Raw genomic sequence first — 16,694 nt, 5'->3', positions numbered from 1 at the left:
TGGCACTGTGAACTTAGATAACGTAAGATGAGTCAGTATCGAACAGCCTGCTGATTTGCTCATAGTCTTCTCGAGATAAGGACCATCTCGCTGCAGCGGCATTTTCTTTTATTTGCTTAGGAGTTCTCGCACCTGTTATTACGCTTGATATTTCTTTACGGTACAATAGCCAGTTGATCGCAACTTCGTTTATTGGCTTTCCTAGCGAACGGGCAATTCCAGTAAAAGTCTCAATAATCACGAGGTTTTTAATAAATTGTTTTTCTGAGTATAAGGGATTCAACTGTGCGCGAACATCCGTTTTTGGCAATCTCGTTAAATAATTGAACTTCCCGGCCAATAGCCCTTGCGCGAGCGGGCTGTAAGGTATAAAGCCAATGTTTTGCTGCTTCGCATAAGGCAGCGATGCATGCTCTACATCCCGTTGAAACAAATTATAAGGCTGCTGCAGCGACACAATCGGACTTACGGTTTGTGCGGCTACAAGCTGCTGTACACTGAAATTCGACACACCGATGTATCTGATTTTCCCGTCTGCAACCAATTGATTCAAAGCTTCAAAGGTCTCCTCTACCGGTGTTTTACCAGATGGGTCGGGCCAATTAACCTGATAAAGATCAATATAATCCGTGTTCAGCCGCTTCAGACTTTCCTCGGCTTCACGAATGATATTCGCCTTTGTTACATTAACGCTCCATTGTCCCTGCTCATTCCATACGAGCCCCGTTTTGGTTGCTAGAATGATATGCTGCCGTATCGGTTTAAGCACTCTACCAAGCAACTCTTCCGAGTGTCCGTGACCGTATACAGGGGCTGTATCATAAAAGGTTATGCCCAAATCAAACGCTTGTCGGATCGCAGCCTCCGTCTCGTTATCATCAACATCACCCCAGCCTGTTCTTCCCGCAGCCCAAGCACCAAAGCCCACGATGGACGGATTTAGATCACTGTTGCCCAAATTTCTCGTTTGCACCAAGCAACCTCCTTTATACAATTATTCCTACCCGTTTACTCGGAACTATCATAATTATAATTCCCTTCCCCCGAAAGTCAACCCATTTTTTACAAATTCATTCCTGGACGGTTTCACGTCCCCGATAAAGTCTACTTGACAATAGTTGGCTCGCTCCTTAAGATTTAGTTTGATTATTGAAACGATTTCCTAACTAAATACACTTGAGGGGGACCCATGCTTATGACGAAAAAAAGAATCGACCATATTGGCGTTATGGTGAAAGACATGGAGAGTGCGATACGTTTTTATACTGAAATCATCGGATTCGAGCTCAAAGGACGAGTACCGCATTCGAACGGCGTTATTGAACTTGCATTTTTAGGTTTTGGCCATTCCGAAGAAACCGAACTGGAACTGATAGCAGGCTATAATGACAAGCTGCCAATAGAAGGCAAGGTTCATCATTTTGCCGTTGCGGTTGAGGATGTTCATGCGGAATTCAGCCGATTGAAACAGCTAGAAGTAAACTTCATTGATAATCAAATTACAACCTTGCCTAATGGATATCAATATTTTTTCATTAGCGGTCCAGAGGGTGAATGGGTCGAGCTCTTTCAGCGTTAACACTTAGCGATATCGAAAAAACGTCAAGAAGAAACGGCTTCGCCGTCCTCTATAAGAGGCTGGTATCCGTTTCTCGTAGAAATAGAAGAATACTTTATCGCGTAAAACATATAAAGTCTTATATTTCAAAAAAGCGGATGCCCGCTCAATGAGCAGGCATCCGCTTTTCTGTTTATTTATGTCACTGGTTATTAATCTTCAATGGTCGATAAATCGCCAGTAGGAAGGTTTAGCTCCCAAGCCTTTAACACTCGGCGCATAATTTTGCCGCTCCTTGTTTTGGGAAGCTTATCTTTGAATTCAATTTCCCTTGGCGCAGCATGGGCTGACAAACCGACTTTTACAAACTGCGAAATCTCCTGTTTCAGCTCATCAGATGCTTCAAACCCTTCGCGCAGCGCGATAAAGGCTTTGATAATTTCTCCGCGCATAGGATCTGGCTTGCCAATAACACCTGCTTCCGCAACGGCCGGATGCTCAACGAGCTTGCTCTCAACCTCGAACGGACCTACGCGCTCTCCCGCTGTATTGATTACGTCATCAATACGTCCCTGGAACCAAAAATAACCATCCTCATCGCGATAAGCAGAATCCCCGGAAATATACCAGCCCTTTAGATAGAAATACTCTTCGTATTTGGATGGATTATTCCAAACCTTGCGCATCATCGACGGCCAAGCGGTCTGAATGGCCAAATTACCCATTCGGTAAGGAGGCACTTCATTGCCGCTATCATCGATAATCGCTGCTTTGACGCCTGGCAAAGGTTTTCCCATTGAGCCCGGTTTAATATCCATGCTTGGATAATTGCAGATAAGCTGTCCGCCGGTTTCCGTCATCCACCAAGTGTCATGAATTCTTTGACCATATACCTTCAGTCCCCAGCGGACAACCTCAGGGTTCAAAGGTTCACCTACACTTAGCACATGCCTTAAGCTGGTTAGATCAAAGCTATTCGAAATATCATCGCCGGCACCCATTAGCATTCGGAACGCCGTAGGGGCACTGTACCATACCGTCACGCCATATTTCTGGATTACGCTATACCAATCGCTTGGACTAAAGCGACCGCCTCGGATAACGTTTGTAGCCCCATTAAGCCATGGAGCAAAAATACCGTAGGAGGTGCCTGTTACCCAACCCGGGTCTGCCGTGCACCAATAAATATCATTCTCTTTCAAATCGAGTACGATTTGACCCGTATATAAATGTTGAATCATCGCATTTTGAACATGATAGACGCCTTTAGGCTTGCCAGTCGAACCTGATGTATAGTGCAGAATAAGGCCATCCTCGCGTTCTAGCCACTCAATCTCGGCTTCATCGGATACCGCGGCCATTTCTTCCGAGAAATCAATGATGCCCTCTTCCTGTGGCACATCCTTACCGAATACGATAATATGCTTGAGGCCAGGAAGCTCCTCTCTCTTGATTCTCTTCAATAGCGCCGGAGTCGTTACAATCGCAACGGCTTCACTATCCAGAAGCCTATCCTTCACTGCCGTTTCCATAAAAGCTTCAAAAAGCGGTCCTACCACGGCTCCTACTTTCAAAGCCCCTAACGCGCTGAAATAAAGCTCCGGCGTTCTAGGCATGAAGATAAAGACGCGCTCCCCCTTTGAAATGCCGAGCTTTCTCAATACATTCGCAAAGCGGTTCGATTGCTTGCTCAGCTGTTCAAAGGTATACGATTCGTCACGTTCACTGTCACTATAGAAAAGGGCTACTTTATCCCCTTTGCCTTGTTCAACATGACGGTCAATGGCTTCATAAGCCATATTGACCTTCCCGGTCTCATACCAGCTGAACTGACTTTCAATTTGGTTCCAATCAAATGAGCTCACTGCATCTTCGTAGTTTTGTAGATTCGGATTTGTTGCCGTTGCTGGAATTCGTTCTTGATGTAAGTTGATCATTCTATCACTCTCCCATCAAATCTATGAGTCTGTAACATAAGAATACGCTTACAAGATTGAGTCAATGCTTGAGGCAAACAAGCAGACCTCTGCTATAGCTTCCTATGAACTGAACCGCCAAACTTATTATAGCATATCTTTTTTCTATTCGACTACGCTTTTCATTTGCTTAAATCTTTGTTATAAAGAGTAATAGAGAATGTCGGAAAGGCACGTTTTTCACAGCAAAGGAGGATATGCCTTGGAGCATCGAAAGCGGTTGCAGCGAGAAACTGTCGCTCTAGACGAAGGCCGTGAGCTTATATTGGAAGGACCCGTACCCCCGAACCGGCTTGCTGAAATGGCGATGCATGAAGCATTGGATGCATTCCGAAGACCAAATGAGCAGCATAAGGCATTAATCGAAATCGCTGGTCTGGATGAAGGAAGAATCCTATTGGCACGCGAAGGCAGCAAAATTGTCGGTTATGTAACCTTTCACTATGCCGATGAGCTTGAACGATGGTCAGAAGGCGGCATGACGGATCTAATCGAGCTCGGAGCAATTGAAGTCGCGGATGACTATCGTGGCTGCGGCCTGGGCAAAAGAATGATCGAGCTTGCTTTTGCAGAGGACCAATTGGAAAATATGATCGTTTTTACGACGGAATATTATTGGCATTGGGACCTTGAAGGGACCAAGCTTAACGTATGGGATTATCGAAAAATGATGGAAAAGCTCATGCAGTCCGTTGGCATGGTCTGGTTTGCTACCGATGATCCGGAAATTTGCTCGCATCCCGCGAACTGCCTAATGGTTCGTATCGGAAAGGAAGTGCCGCTGGGCTCCGTCGAGCATTTTGACCGAGTCCGTTTCCGGCAGCGCTTCATGTATTGACCATTTGCTTACGAAGTAGGTTTGCGAAGCAAACCTTAGCCCATGCTTACGAAGTAGGTTTGCGAAGCAAACCTTAGCTCATGCTTACGAAGTAGGTTTGCTTCGCAAACCTTTTAGGAGGATTAGAATGGCTGCTGATGCTGTTTTCATACATCATTCGGATTCCAGCGGATATAAATTTGATGAAGATCATCCTTTTGATCCGCTGCGGTTAACGCTCACGATAGACCTGCTCAAGGATGTGAAAGCCTTGACGGAGGATCAGTTGACTGCTCCTCCGCCCTATTCCGATGACGAGCTCTTGTCGCTCGTACATCGAACGGACTATTTGGCTGCCGTCAAAAAGCTGAGCGAAGACGCGCTAACGGATGATAGCGGCATCCTCGCTCAGCAGTTCGGTCTGCACACCGAGGATACTCCAGTTTTCCCCGGCATGCATAAAGCGGCTATGACCATTGTTAGAGGCTCTTTGGCTGCTGCAGAGGCCGTCATGACAGGCCGGGTGAAACATGCCTTCCATCTTGCCGGCGGGCTGCATCACGCGTTCCCGGACCGCGCATCAGGCTTCTGCGTATATAACGACGCCGCTGTTGCGATCAAATATATGCGGCAATCATTTGGCGCACGCGTGTTATATATCGATACGGATGTTCATCATGGGGATGGCGTGCAATGGGTTTTTTATGATGACCCCGATGTTTGTACCTATTCCATTCATGAGACGGGAAAGTTTCTATTCCCTGGAACGGGTTTTGTGCATGAAAAAGGCACAGATCATGGTTTCGGTGCTTGCTTTAATGTGCCTTTGGAGCCATATACCGAGGATGAATCGTGGCTTGAGAGCTTTAACGTCACTTTGAGAAAGGTAATCGAGACATTCAAGCCGGATGTAATAATTAGCCAACATGGCTGCGATGCTCATGCGTATGATCCGCTGTCTCACATTCATTGCAGCATGCGTATCTACAGTGAAATTCCCGCTATCATTCATGAATTGGCGCATGCGTATACAGATGGCCGTTGGATCGCGCTGGGCGGTGGCGGTTATGACATTTTCAGGGTCGTTCCGAGAGCTTGGGCGCTCGTATGGCTTACGATGATTGAGCATCCGATCGCGCAGCGAATTGCCGCTGGTGAAATTGTTGAGCTTCCGGACAGCTGGCTTGAACGGTGGTCGTTATTGAGTCCGCATAAGCTCCCTCCCTACTGGATGGATCATTTGTCCGATATTGAAGCCATGCCTAGACGCCAGGAAATAGCCGAGAAGAATAGAACGGTTCAAAGCATCGTCATACAGGATCTCTAACCTGCTCGTTTTGGTACATATAAAAAATGAAAAGCCGCGATGCTGGCCGTCGCGGCTTTTCATTAGTTAACGGTAATTATTAAATATGCTTTACGATATCGTCGATGATCTGATAAGAATGATTCGATGCAGTTACCGTAAACTCCGAGAAATTCACGTGGGCTGAACCATCTGCTTTGTCTGACATCGAACGAATGATGACAAACGGCGTTTCATTCATATCACAAACCTGTGCGACTGAAGCGCCTTCCATCTCGGCACAAGCGCCATGAAGCGTCTCATGGAGCAGCTTGACCGTCTCGCGGCTAGCTATGAACTGGTCGCCGGAGAGTACGACGCCTTGAAGGCTGCGACCCGAAAATAAGCGATTGCTCGCAGAAGAAGCAAGCTCAACCAAGCGATCATCCGCGATAAATTCCGACCTCGGGTGGAATGGAATCGTTCCGCGGGCAAAACCTAGCGGCGAGCAATCCATATCATGTTGAATACAGCTGGTAGAAACCACAATATCGCCGATGTTCAATTGTGGGTCAACCGCGCCAGCGACACCTGTGAACAATACGCAATCCGCGCCAAGATCCAACAAAATTTGCGTGCAAACCGCAGCGTTAACTTTTCCAACCCCTGATTTGCAATAAATAACCGTCTTGCCGTGAAGCGTTCCTTCGAAATACGTAATTCCGGCCTTCGTGATCTGTGACGCAATGCTTACGTGCTCGTGCAGCAATTCAATTTCTTCTGCCATTGCGCCGATAATTCCTATTTTGTTAAAAGACATATTGATTATATTCCTCCAACCGATTGACGCACGACAATTTCATGCGGCAGTACTACTTTGGATTGATCTACGTTTTCTTTCTTCATAAGCTTCGTTAACAAGCGCATGGATACGGCACCGATATCATACATGGGCTGTGCGACTGCAGTAAGCTGCGGACGAACCATAGATGCCATGCGGCTGTTGTCTACGCTGATGATGGAAATATCGTCTGGCACCCGCAATCCAGAATCCTGAATGCTATGAATGGCGCCGATCGCCATTTCATCCGTTGCGGAGAAAACCGCTGTTGGACGCTCGTCCAATTCAATGAAATACTTCATCGCTTCTGCACCGGACTCATAGCGGTAATTGCCGATTCGCACCAATGTATCATCGTACGCGATGCCCGCAGTCTCAAGCGCACGCTTGTACCCTTGGAACCTTGCATAGCCGATCGATGGGTCCTGCAGCGTCCCGCTGATCATCGCAATGCGCTTATGCCCTTGCTCTAGCAGCTTCTGCACGGCATCATAAGCAGCGTCTTCATGATTAATATCGACAGATGGAATTTGTCCGCTCTCATCTGAAGTTGCGCATAATACAATGGGAACATTTGCTGTTTTGAAAGCTTGAAGATGCTCTTCGGTTACAGCTCCGCCCATAAATAGCAAACCGTCAACTTGCTTCTCCAACAACGTATTGATAACGCGGATTTCTTTATCTTTCTTCTTATCCGCATTGCACAAAATAATATTATAATGATACATATTAGCAATATCTTCGATACCACGAGCTACTTCCGCGAAAATAGCGTTGGAAATATCGGGAATTACGACGCCGACAGTCGTTGTTTTCTTGCTCGCAAGGCCTCTTGCCACAGCGTTTGGACGATACCCAAGGCGTTCAATTGCTTCAAATACTTTCTTCCGCGTTGCTGGCTTCACGTTAGGATTGTTATTCACAACCCGGGAAACCGTAGCCATCGACACTCCTGCTTCTCTTGCTACATCATAAATGGTTACCGTCACAGTGGTCCTCTCCATTAGCTCAAATTTTAATTTTCGTACGACAAATATTAACGTAATCATAGCACAAAGAAATGAGCAACGCAAAACAAAAGACGGCAAAAACCTTGCTGTTTCGTGCTTTCATTGCGTTTTCAAAATAAAAAGTCGCTAAAAGTTCTATTCGGTATCGCTTGCTCGCACGCGGCTGAAGCCTTGCTAATTGCCGCTAAAATCAATCTATTTTCTTCCTTTCCTAGTAACTCCATGCTTCCATTATGATACGCATAGAATCAAAAACAATCTGCGTAAAACAAAAAAAGAGCTGAGATAAATCTCAGCCCCCATGAAAATAAACGCTATTTCAGATAACCCGCTCTCTTCTCTTGCCTATCCACTATAAGACATTAGACAATGCGCAAGCATGACAAATCCAAGCAGCTATGTAAGCAGCGTACGGCGGCTAATTTGCTCAAGCCTTTTCTTTAAATCGCTAATCCACGCCTCGTCATTCAGCGTCTGGGCAAGCAGATACAAATCAAGCAATTGGTTGATCCTGTGCTCTATCATTCTCTCAAATGCGATTTGGTCCGTTTGCAGCTTCTCCGCTTTTGCTTCAACGAGCAAATTAGCCCATTCGTTGCATTCGTTGAATAAAAAGGTTTGTTTATCTGGCTGAGCACCCAATTGAGCGATTAATCCAGTCAAATCCGGCTTCACATCGGGAAATACTTCACTGCGATTGCAGGTTGTGCATGAGAAAATAGGAACGTTATCAATCTCTACTTTCCCTGAATAAATGACTGTGCGCAGTTTCATCTTCATGATGTCACCACAATGACACCTCTTATGCAAAGCGGTCCACTCCTTCTTAGTAGCAGCTATTCTCGATAGGCATAGCTTTCAGAGTTACAATATATAATTGATTCGACCAATTTCGCGAAAATTCCTGCTTCCACGGTCTTGTAATTTTTACTACTAAAAAGGTGCTTTGCATTACATATGCAAGCCGTTATGGGGCTGCTTTTCTCCATTTTTTCCGAATCCATGGAACCGCTGCTAAAGCTGTCCAAATCGCTGCTCCAATTAAGTCATTACGCACGTCCATTGCGTCCGGCATCCTGCCTCCGACAAAGGATTGATGGTATTCATCGGTCACGCCGTACAGCCCACAAAGGAGAACGATAATGGCCTTCATCCAGAGACGGTCAGCTTTTTTGCCTATGCCGTAATCGATAGTGAGTGCTAGTATGAAGTAAGAGACAAAATGTCCCCAATCAAAGCCCTCCATGAACGGAAAGAAAGTTTGAAAGAAAGGAAGAAAGGTATTGATCTCGTCACTCGTTCTCGATGACAAAACAAAAATCACTGTCATCCAAATAACTGCTGGCAGGAAACGTAAGAATCTCGTAAATGAGAAACCTTTTGATACTTGATTCATTTGCTTCATTGATGCTCCTTCGATACAATAATAGAGATCATTCAATAGTTGGAGGGAAAAAGATGTCCTTACAAAACAAAACCGTCATCTGCTTGTTAGACGACGAATTCGAGGATTTAGAATTATGGTATCCGGTCTACCGCGCCCGGGAAGCAGGTGCAACGGTTCTATACGCCGGCCCTGAAAAGGGCAAAAAGCATATTGGCAAGTATGGCGTTCCTGCAGTTGCCGACTTGTCTTTCGACGAAGTAAACAGTGAAGATATCATTGGGCTGCTCGTTCCGGGCGGCTGGGCGCCTGACAAGCTGCGCAGATATCCGAAAGTGCTTCAGCTCGTTCAAGAGCTTAATGCGCAGGATAAACCGATCGGCCAAATTTGCCATGCCGGATGGGTATTGATTTCTGCCAAAATACTCGAGGGCCGCAAGGTCACTTCGACGCCAGGCATTCGCGATGATATGGAGAATGCAGGAGCAACGTGGTTTGATGAAGCGGTAGTCGTAGACGGAAACCTCATCTCGGCACGTCGTCCGCCTGATCTTCCGCCTTATGCCAAAGCATTTGTAGACGCACTCGTACAGCGAATGGGCTAACCATTCGCTGTTTTTTTGTCTACACGTTCCATGAAGGCGTTAAGCAGCGCAAGTACCTCCGTACTCGTGCGGCAGCTGTGCAGCTTCTCAAACACCTCTCCGCTCTCTTCCTGAGACGTGCTTAGAAGACGCTGCTTCACCTGCAAGATCGAATGGGAAGACATGCTCAGCTCATCGACATCAAGGCTCAGCCATATCGGCAAAGCTCTTAAATCACCCGCAAGCTCACCGCATACGCCTACCGTAATACCCGCTTTTTTCGCCGCTTCCACAGTCATTTTCAGCATGCGAATCAACGCCGGATGATATGGCTCGTATAAATGGGAAATCTCTTCATTCATCCGATCGACCGCAAGCGTGAATTGGACAAGATCATTCGTGCCAATACTGAAGAAATCTACCTCCTCAGCTAAAAGATCAGCAATCATAACGGCTGCAGGCACCTCGATCATGATACCTATTTTCATGCCTTTGTCATACGGAATACCGGCTTCTTCAAGCTCTAGCTTCGCTTCGTTAAGCACCGAATTGGCAGCTCTGACCTCATCCACGGAAGATATGAGCGGGTACATCAGCTTGACTATCCCATAATGGCTTGCGCGTAGTATGGCACGGAGCTGCGTCTTGAACAAGTCTTTGCGATCAAGAGAAATGCGGATCGCTCTGTAGCCAAGAAATGGGTTGTCTTCCTCTGGCAGCTCAAAGTAATCCAGCTGCTTATCTCCACCGACATCAAGCGTTCGAATTACGAGCGGCTCGCCGCCAAGCCTTTCGGCAACGCTACGATAAACCTCGAACTGCTCCTCTTCCTTGGGAAAGCGATTTCGGTCCATATACAAAAACTCGGTTCGAAACAAACCTACGCCATGCGCACCGCTCGACAATGCGATTTCCAGTTCTTTAAAGGAGCTGATATTCGCAGCAAGCTCAAGCCTCTTGCCATCAGGCGTAACGGGCCGATGATTAGCGATGCCGTGCAGCCGCTGTTTTGCTTCTGTTTGACGGTTATGAAGATCTGTATAGGTTTGAATGACCGCTTGTTCAGGTTCTATAAACACGCTGCCGTCCGTACCGTCGATGACAAGCGTCTGGCCCGTTTGAATCGGTTCTGCCAGCTTGGTTTCCACACCGACCACCAGCGGTACGCCAAGCGCTCTAGCCATGATGGCTGAATGCGAGGTTGTACTGCCAGCAAGGGTCACGATACCAAGAACATGCTGCGGGTTAATATGCGCCAGCTGTGAGGGGGACAGCTCCTTTGCAATCAGGATAAAGGGCTGTGTGTCGGATGGCAGCGTAATCTCCGGTGCTCCAAGCAAATGCTTCAGCAGCCTGTTTCCTACGTCCTTAATATCCAGAGCCCGCTCCTTCATGTACTCATCGTCCAGCAGATCGAACATGGTGACGAAATGATCAATGGCTTCCTTTACGGCAACCTCAGCTGCTTTGTACTGGCGCTGGATGATGCCTTGGATTTCGTTCATAAAAACAGGATCATCCAGAATCGCGATATGAGCATCGAATATATGCGTCTCTTCAGAACCAACAACATCGCGCAGCTCATCTTTGATCTGCTCGATTTCCGACTTGGAGGTGCGGATGCCTTCGTATACGCGTTCGAACTCCCGTGCAAAGTCAGCCACATCGATCTTCTGCTCAGGCAATTCCCATTCCCAATTCGGAAGCACGAACGATCTCCCAATCGCTATGCCGGCTGACGCCCCAATTCCTTGAATCATTGTGTTTCCCCTCCACCATTTCTCTCTTTAAGAACAACAGACAAAACTGAGGACTGCCCCTTTTTCACCGCTTTGAACGGTGCAAACCGCCAGGAATGGACGAGATCAGAGTTGGTGATTACCATAGGCGTAGCAAGCGATTTGCTTTCCTTGCGTACCCGCTGCAAATCAAACTTGATCAGCATCATGCCAGGCGTCACTTCATCCCCTTCTTTAACAAGCGCGTTAAAATAGCCTTTTCCTGCTAATCCAGAGGTGTCGATGCCGATATGCAGCAGAACCTCCAGTCCCTCCGGAGTAAGCAAGCCTATCGCGTGCATTGTCGGATAAATATGAATAACCTTTCCTTTGACCGGAGAAACCAGCTCTCCTCTGTCCGGTATGAAAGCAACGCCTTGTCCGACCAGCTTTCCTGCGAATATCGGATCGGGTACCTCATCAAGCGGAATCATTCTTCCTTGCATCGGCGAGTGGAAAAGCACCTGTGCTTGATCCCGATGAATGGTCTTAATCATCTCTTCGCGGATAAGCTCCGAGTAGGTGCCGAATACGACCTGTACCTGTCCTCCGCCAAGCTTGATGACGCCGGCAGCACCTAGATTGCGCAGCGCATTCACGTCCAGCAGCTTGTCATTCGATACTTTAAGCCGCAGTCTGGTAATGCAGGACTCCATTTTGACAATATTCTGCTTGCCGCCAATTGCTTGTAGAATAAGCGGTGCTCGGTAAGGAATATCTCCAGCCCACTCATCGAGCTGCGAGCCTTCCTCCCGGCCAGGCGTCGGAATACGGAATCTGCGGATTGCCCAGCGGAACAAGAAATAATAAACGAATCCGACAACGATTCCAATCGGAATAATAAGCCAGCCTCTCGTTGCCAAATGCTCATTGATTACAAAATCAATGGCACCTGCAGAAAAGGAAAACCCATGCTTGATGCCGAGCTCATAGGTCACCCACATGATAATGCCCGATAGGATGGCATGAACGACGTATAGGTAAGGAGCTACGAATAAGAAAGCAAACTCAACAGGCTCGGTAACGCCAGTCAAAAAAGAGGCTAACGCAGCGTATAGAAACGTTTTTCTGATTTTGGGTTTTAAGTCTTCTCGAGCTTCGTGAATAATGGCCAAGGCTATAGCTGGCAGAGCGAACATCATCGTCGGATACAAGCCAGCCATGAACACTCCTGCAGTCGGATCTCCTGCAAAGAAACGCGGCAGGTCGCCATAGACCATTTGACCGGCTTCCGTCTCATAGCCGCCAATTTGGAACCAGAACACGTGGCTCACAAGATGGTGCAAGCCGAATACGACTAGGATGCGATGTACAAAGCCATACAAGAAAACGCCGAAGCCTCCGCCTGAAGCAACAATCTCGCCAAGCTCGACAAGCATTTTCTGCAAATACGGCGCTATGTTTATCATGCCGATGGAAAAGAGCAAGCACACAAAACTGACAAACAGCGGAACGAACCGCGGCCCGCCAAAAAACTGTATGTATTCCGGCAAGCGCAAGCTTTTGAACCGTTCATGGCTTACACCTGCAATAATGCCGATTAAGGTACCGATAAGGACAGTAGGCTCAATCTGAACCTCAGCCGTGCCGGTTATGCCGCTATATATAATCATTCCTACAAGAGCAGCCATTCCCGCAGCGAGCGCATTCCCCGTCAATCCGAGCGATATGCCTAACGCGAAAATATAAGGTAGAAACGTAAATATCGTCTCGCTGGCAGCGACTAAATAACCTTCCATTCCCGGCAAGCCTATATATGCCCATGGCAGCTTGCTTAAGCTTAAAAATATGGCCGCGCCTGGCAATACAATCATCGGCAGCATGAATGCTCTACCGAGTTGCTGCAGGCTCCCAATGAAAACCATTTTGCACCTCCTTAAAGTTTTGCGTAGCAAAACTGACTTCGTAAGCATTAGCTTAGTTTTGCGTAGCAAAACTGACTTCGTAAGCATTAGCTTAGTTTTGCGTAGCAAAACTGACTTCGTAAGCATTAGCTTTGTTTTGCGTAGCAAAACTGACTTCGTAAGCATTAGCTTAGTTTTGCGTAGCAAAACTGACTTCGTAAGCATTGGCTTTGTTTGGCTTGTTGCAAAACTGACTTCGCACGTAAACTCCCAACATTTCTATATCGATGTTAAGCGTTTGCTGCGTTTTTGTCAAAGTAAAACGGCGAGCCTGTAAGGGCCCGCCGATGTTGATGATTCTTTTCCTATGATTTTAAAACGATGTTATCGCATACCGCCCGAGTAAGGGGAGTTAGCAGCGCTTTGGGATTGCCAGCCGACATGTGAAATAACCGGACCTGATTGTTGATAAGCATTCGTCGCTTCATAGACAGGATGGATCGAAGTGTTCGAATGAGTCGGTGTCATTCCGTATCCATTCTGTTGGTTGGACTGCGCATAACCTCCGAAATTGGATGCGGAGTGCTGTACGTAGTTCGATCCGATGTTGGAAGTCGGCTGATAGTAAGATTGCTGGTTGTCATATCCAGCTTGAGCTTGATAGCCGACATGTGCGATAACCGGGCCCACGTTGCCAAATGCCGTTGCCGGCGATTGTGCGTGGCTTTGAACCGGCTGATGCGAGATGAATGAATGATTCGTTCCTACCGGATGAGTCGAGTTCGAATAGCTGTTCGGCGAGAAATGCTGGTTGCCTTGGCTATAAGAATTAGACGCTTGATAACCTCCTGGCACATTCGAAACAATGGAGTTCGTTTGTCTGCCAAAAGTCGGTTGGCTTAGCTGACCTTGATAGTGTGATTGCACATGGCCTGTTGGCTCAAAGTGCGTGCCTTGGTTAAGGTAGCTTTGTTGCCCTTGGTAATTACCCGGTTGTTGCGAATATTGATTCACGTCGTGTCCTCCTTGGATTACAAGCATAAAGTCTTCAAGCAAGTAAAGCACTCGCTTATGAAGCCTTCTTATTGTGTAGGAGTGACCACTATTTTATAACCGTTATATTTTGGATTTCCCTCCAGGAAGCAAGATGGAATCCTCCACCTTGATACACCGGTCCATGATAACCTCAAGGCCGCCGGCAGTCGCTATTTCGGCTGCTTCGTCGTTGGATATGCCAAGCTGCAGCCATAAGGTTTTAGCTCCGATTGCAACTGCTTCTTGAGCGACTGGGGGAGTATGTTCGCTTCTGCGAAACACGTTGACTATATCCACGGGCACCGGAATGTCCTTAAGCGAAGCGTAGCTTTTTTGACCCAATATCGAATCGGCGTTTGGATTAACGGGAATAATCGTATAGCCCTTAGCTTGCATAGCTTCGGATACCATGTACGATACACGATCAGGCTTGTCGGACAGTCCGACTACCGCAACCGTCATGCTTTTCTCAAGAATAACCTTTATCTGCTCACGCGAAGGATTTTCGAAAGCCATCCTAATCACCTCTATTCTTATTTTGAAAAAAAGCCGCTATGGCTTCAAGCTCTTATTATGCTTCAATCCACTCCACATTTGCTCCCAATGCTTTCAAATGGTCGAAGTAAATCGGATAAGATTTGGCAACGTGATGTGCGTCGCGAATACGTATAGGCTGCTTCGCGCGCAAGCCGACAACCGTCAACGCCATAATGACACGATGGTCGTAATGCGCATTAATCTCAACGCCGCCCTCAACGCCTTCTGGGCGTCCGTGGACGATAATTTCCGCCTGCCGCTCTTCCACGTTTGCGCCAGCTTTGCGCAGCTCGTTCAGGTAATCCGTTATACGGTCGCATTCCTTGTACCTTAAGTTTTCCACGTTATAGAAACGTGAGGTTCCTTCCGCAAAAACAGCAGCAGCTACCATCGCAAGCACCGCATCCGTTGCATGGTCGCCGTCGAACTCGACTGCTTTTAGCTTTCCGTTGCCTTTAACATGAACGATGCCGTTCTCATGGGTAAGCGGAACTTCCATCATCTGGAGCACATCGACTACAGCACGTTCTCCTTGCTTGCTGCGCTCTTCCAACCGATGGACAATGACATCCGACTGCGTTACTGCAGCAGCTGCAAGAATCGCCGCGGAGCCCGGGTAATCTCCTTGGACCGAATACGTTTTCGCTGCATAGCTTTGGCCACCAGGAACACGGAAACGCATATAATCCTCATCGGCATGAATGACTATTCCGGCTTGTTCCAGTACTTCTAGCGTCTGGCCGACGACAACCTTCGATTTCAGATCATGAAGCACTTCAATCTCGCTGTCTTCTGGCAATAAAGGCGTAAGAAACAGAAGCGCGCTTAGGAATTGCGAGCTAATATTTCCTGAAACTTGAATTTTACCGCCTTTTGGAGCCCCGCCCTGAATGCGGATAGGTAGTTTACCATCATTATGCGTAATGGCAACACCCATAGCGCTTAGAGATTCAATGAGGTCGCTATGCGGTCTTTTGCCAAGTGAGTCCGGATACCGGTTAATGAAGGTCACATCTGGGCACAACGCTGCAATCGCCATCAAGAAACGCAACACTGCTCCTGCATTTCCAACATCAAGCTGCTCGACCGGCTTCGGGTTTTTGCCAAAGCCCGTAATAACGATTTTCTCCTCGTCCTCTTCAACGGTCGCGCCAAGATCACGGATACAACGGCGCATCGCATCGCTATCCTCGCTATGGGCAGGGAAATAAATCGTGCTTGTCCCTTCTGCAAGCGCGGCAACCAGCAAATAACGAGTCGTGTAATTTTTTGAAGAAAGGGCTTGAAGTTCGCCTTCAAGCTTTGGCGTTGGTGTCACTAAAACGTCCATAGTTCGTATGATCTCCCTTTTTATTCATCTATACACTTCAGATGGCGTCGGAGCCAAATAAAATGATGGTCTATCTATGATTGCTTCAAGCGCGATTGCTCCAATATTGCAGCAACAACCTCTTCCGCAGACAAGCTCGTCGTGTCAATCGTCAGATGTGCGAAATCATATGCTTCCTTGCGCTGCTCAAGCAGCAGGTTCACGCGTTCTTCTGCATCGCCGTGCAGCAACGGACGGGCTGTATCCGTCTTCACGCGGGCTAAGATCTGGTCGGGACTTGCTTTGAGCGCAACGACAAATCCATTCCCGAGCATGAGCTGGCGATTCGTTTCGCGAAGAACGGCGCCTCCTCCGGTTGCAACAACGCAGCAATCCTCATCCGCCAAAATGTGATGAAGCACCTTCGTTTCAATATCCCGAAAGCCTGCTTCCCCATCTGATGCAAATATTTCGGAAATTTGCCTATTTTCATGCTTCTCGATTTCCTCGTCGCCATCGACCCGCTTCCAGCCTAGCTTCTCTGCAAGCAGCCTGCTGACGGTAGATTTGCCGGTTCCCATAAACCCGATCAGCACTAATTTACTACCACGTTGCTCTTCCATCGTGAACGATTCACCCTTTTCATTCATCCTAAACCATTTTTTCTACAACATCATATCATTTTTTTATTATTCTAGGGTATAAAAAAGTTGCATATGTCGTATGGATGATAATG

General features: G+C 47.3%; 16 protein-coding genes. 4 read left to right on the top strand and 12 right to left on the bottom strand.

Annotated elements, in window-relative coordinates; genetic code table 11:
- Window positions 1-13: 13 nt before the first annotated feature.
- Window positions 14-973 (bottom strand): aldo/keto reductase, encoded by a 960-nt coding sequence (locus AC0YN3_RS01970; protein WP_475773470.1) that lies wholly within the window; start codon window positions 971-973, stop codon window positions 14-16.
- 222 nt (window positions 974-1,195) lie between these two features.
- Here AC0YN3_RS01970 and AC0YN3_RS01965 point away from each other — a divergent pair, with 222 nt between their 5' ends.
- Window positions 1,196-1,579 carry a VOC family protein gene (locus tag AC0YN3_RS01965; protein WP_475773469.1) on the top strand — a complete coding sequence of 128 codons (384 nt, stop codon included), beginning with the start codon at window positions 1,196-1,198 and terminating at the stop codon, window positions 1,577-1,579.
- 191 nt (window positions 1,580-1,770) lie between these two features.
- Here AC0YN3_RS01965 and acsA read toward each other — a convergent pair whose 3' ends face one another.
- On the bottom strand, window positions 1,771-3,495 hold the full coding sequence (gene acsA, locus AC0YN3_RS01960) for an acetate--CoA ligase (protein WP_475773468.1): 1,725 nt from the start codon (window positions 3,493-3,495) through the stop codon (window positions 1,771-1,773).
- A 241-nt stretch (window positions 3,496-3,736) separates the two neighbouring features.
- Here acsA and AC0YN3_RS01955 point away from each other — a divergent pair, with 241 nt between their 5' ends.
- Both AC0YN3_RS01955 and AC0YN3_RS01950 read left to right on the top strand, forming a co-directional pair.
- Window positions 3,737-4,372, top strand: coding sequence for a GNAT family N-acetyltransferase (locus AC0YN3_RS01955; protein WP_475773467.1), 636 nt, complete (start codon window positions 3,737-3,739; stop codon window positions 4,370-4,372).
- Window positions 4,373-4,499: 127 nt separating this feature from the next.
- Window positions 4,500-5,678, top strand: a complete 1,179-nt coding sequence (locus AC0YN3_RS01950; RefSeq protein WP_475773466.1) for an acetoin utilization protein AcuC — start codon at window positions 4,500-4,502, stop codon at window positions 5,676-5,678.
- Between the two features lie 79 nt (window positions 5,679-5,757).
- Here the strand turns inward: AC0YN3_RS01950 and AC0YN3_RS01945 are convergent, their stop codons facing one another.
- The 4 genes from AC0YN3_RS01945 to AC0YN3_RS01930 form a co-directional block, all read right to left on the bottom strand.
- Window positions 5,758-6,456: a 5'-methylthioadenosine/adenosylhomocysteine nucleosidase gene (locus tag AC0YN3_RS01945; RefSeq protein ID WP_475773465.1), complete on the bottom strand. Its 699-nt coding sequence runs from the start codon at window positions 6,454-6,456 to the stop codon at window positions 5,758-5,760.
- Window positions 6,457-6,461: 5 nt separating this feature from the next.
- On the bottom strand, window positions 6,462-7,466 hold the full coding sequence (gene ccpA, locus AC0YN3_RS01940; RefSeq protein ID WP_183561986.1) for a catabolite control protein A: 1,005 nt from the start codon (window positions 7,464-7,466) through the stop codon (window positions 6,462-6,464).
- A 417-nt stretch (window positions 7,467-7,883) separates the two neighbouring features.
- Complete coding sequence (locus AC0YN3_RS01935) at window positions 7,884-8,267, bottom strand: hypothetical protein (protein ID WP_475773464.1); 384 nt, start codon at window positions 8,265-8,267, stop codon at window positions 7,884-7,886.
- Between the two features lie 187 nt (window positions 8,268-8,454).
- The gene (locus tag AC0YN3_RS01930) at window positions 8,455-8,892 is read right to left on the bottom strand and encodes a VanZ family protein (protein WP_475773463.1); all 438 of its coding nucleotides are present in this window, start codon (window positions 8,890-8,892) and stop codon (window positions 8,455-8,457) included.
- 53 nt (window positions 8,893-8,945) lie between these two features.
- On the opposite strand from AC0YN3_RS01930, the gene AC0YN3_RS01925 reads away from it, so the two are divergent.
- Window positions 8,946-9,476, top strand: coding sequence for a type 1 glutamine amidotransferase domain-containing protein (locus AC0YN3_RS01925; protein WP_183561992.1), 531 nt, complete (start codon window positions 8,946-8,948; stop codon window positions 9,474-9,476).
- Here the strand turns inward: AC0YN3_RS01925 and ptsP are convergent.
- The 6 genes from ptsP to AC0YN3_RS01895 all read right to left on the bottom strand — a co-directional run bounded on the left by ptsP (window position 9,473) and on the right by AC0YN3_RS01895 (window position 16,581).
- Window positions 9,473-11,215: a phosphoenolpyruvate--protein phosphotransferase gene (gene ptsP / locus AC0YN3_RS01920; RefSeq protein ID WP_475773462.1), complete on the bottom strand. Its 1,743-nt coding sequence runs from the start codon at window positions 11,213-11,215 to the stop codon at window positions 9,473-9,475. The two genes, AC0YN3_RS01925 and ptsP, sit on opposite strands and share 4 nt — an antisense overlap.
- The gene (locus tag AC0YN3_RS01915) at window positions 11,212-13,098 is read right to left on the bottom strand and encodes a glucose PTS transporter subunit IIA (protein ID WP_475773461.1); all 1,887 of its coding nucleotides are present in this window, start codon (window positions 13,096-13,098) and stop codon (window positions 11,212-11,214) included. Before AC0YN3_RS01915 ends, ptsP begins: the two co-directional genes overlap by 4 nt.
- 363 nt (window positions 13,099-13,461) lie before the next feature.
- Window positions 13,462-14,091, bottom strand: coding sequence for a hypothetical protein (locus AC0YN3_RS01910; protein WP_475773460.1), 630 nt, complete (start codon window positions 14,089-14,091; stop codon window positions 13,462-13,464).
- Window positions 14,092-14,193: 102 nt separating this feature from the next.
- Window positions 14,194-14,628 carry a CoA-binding protein gene (locus AC0YN3_RS01905; RefSeq protein ID WP_475773459.1) on the bottom strand — a complete coding sequence of 145 codons (435 nt, stop codon included), beginning with the start codon at window positions 14,626-14,628 and terminating at the stop codon, window positions 14,194-14,196.
- A 55-nt stretch (window positions 14,629-14,683) separates the two neighbouring features.
- Window positions 14,684-15,979 carry a 3-phosphoshikimate 1-carboxyvinyltransferase gene (aroA, locus tag AC0YN3_RS01900; RefSeq protein WP_475773458.1) on the bottom strand — a complete coding sequence of 432 codons (1,296 nt, stop codon included), beginning with the start codon at window positions 15,977-15,979 and terminating at the stop codon, window positions 14,684-14,686.
- A 74-nt stretch (window positions 15,980-16,053) separates the two neighbouring features.
- Window positions 16,054-16,581, bottom strand: a complete 528-nt coding sequence (locus AC0YN3_RS01895; protein ID WP_475773457.1) for a shikimate kinase — start codon at window positions 16,579-16,581, stop codon at window positions 16,054-16,056.
- Window positions 16,582-16,694: the final 113 nt, after the last annotated feature.

The sequence above is a fragment of the Paenibacillus sp. J22R232 genome, from assembly GCF_056269165.1.
This window is presented reverse-complemented; position numbering and strand designations above follow the sequence as displayed.

What these genes read in the sequence shown, in the direction of transcription:
- AC0YN3_RS01945 (WP_475773465.1), bottom strand. Translation starts at nt 6,456, where the DNA reads ATGTCTTTTAACAAAATAGGAATTATCGGCGCAATGGCAGAAGAAATT.
- AC0YN3_RS01965 (WP_475773469.1), top strand. Translation starts at nt 1,196, where the DNA reads ATGACGAAAAAAAGAATCGACCATATTGGCGTTATGGTGAAAGACATG.
- ptsP (WP_475773462.1), bottom strand. Translation starts at nt 11,215, where the DNA reads ATGATTCAAGGAATTGGGGCGTCAGCCGGCATAGCGATTGGGAGATCG.
- AC0YN3_RS01905 (WP_475773459.1), bottom strand. Translation starts at nt 14,628, where the DNA reads ATGGCTTTCGAAAATCCTTCGCGTGAGCAGATAAAGGTTATTCTTGAG.
- AC0YN3_RS01925 (WP_183561992.1), top strand. Translation starts at nt 8,946, where the DNA reads ATGTCCTTACAAAACAAAACCGTCATCTGCTTGTTAGACGACGAATTC.
- AC0YN3_RS01930 (WP_475773463.1), bottom strand. Translation starts at nt 8,892, where the DNA reads ATGAAGCAAATGAATCAAGTATCAAAAGGTTTCTCATTTACGAGATTC.
- AC0YN3_RS01915 (WP_475773461.1), bottom strand. Translation starts at nt 13,098, where the DNA reads ATGGTTTTCATTGGGAGCCTGCAGCAACTCGGTAGAGCATTCATGCTG.
- aroA (WP_475773458.1), bottom strand. Translation starts at nt 15,979, where the DNA reads ATGGACGTTTTAGTGACACCAACGCCAAAGCTTGAAGGCGAACTTCAA.
- AC0YN3_RS01935 (WP_475773464.1), bottom strand. Translation starts at nt 8,267, where the DNA reads ATGAAGATGAAACTGCGCACAGTCATTTATTCAGGGAAAGTAGAGATT.
- AC0YN3_RS01950 (WP_475773466.1), top strand. Translation starts at nt 4,500, where the DNA reads ATGGCTGCTGATGCTGTTTTCATACATCATTCGGATTCCAGCGGATAT.
- acsA (WP_475773468.1), bottom strand. Translation starts at nt 3,495, where the DNA reads ATGATCAACTTACATCAAGAACGAATTCCAGCAACGGCAACAAATCCG.
- AC0YN3_RS01895 (WP_475773457.1), bottom strand. Translation starts at nt 16,581, where the DNA reads ATGGAAGAGCAACGTGGTAGTAAATTAGTGCTGATCGGGTTTATGGGA.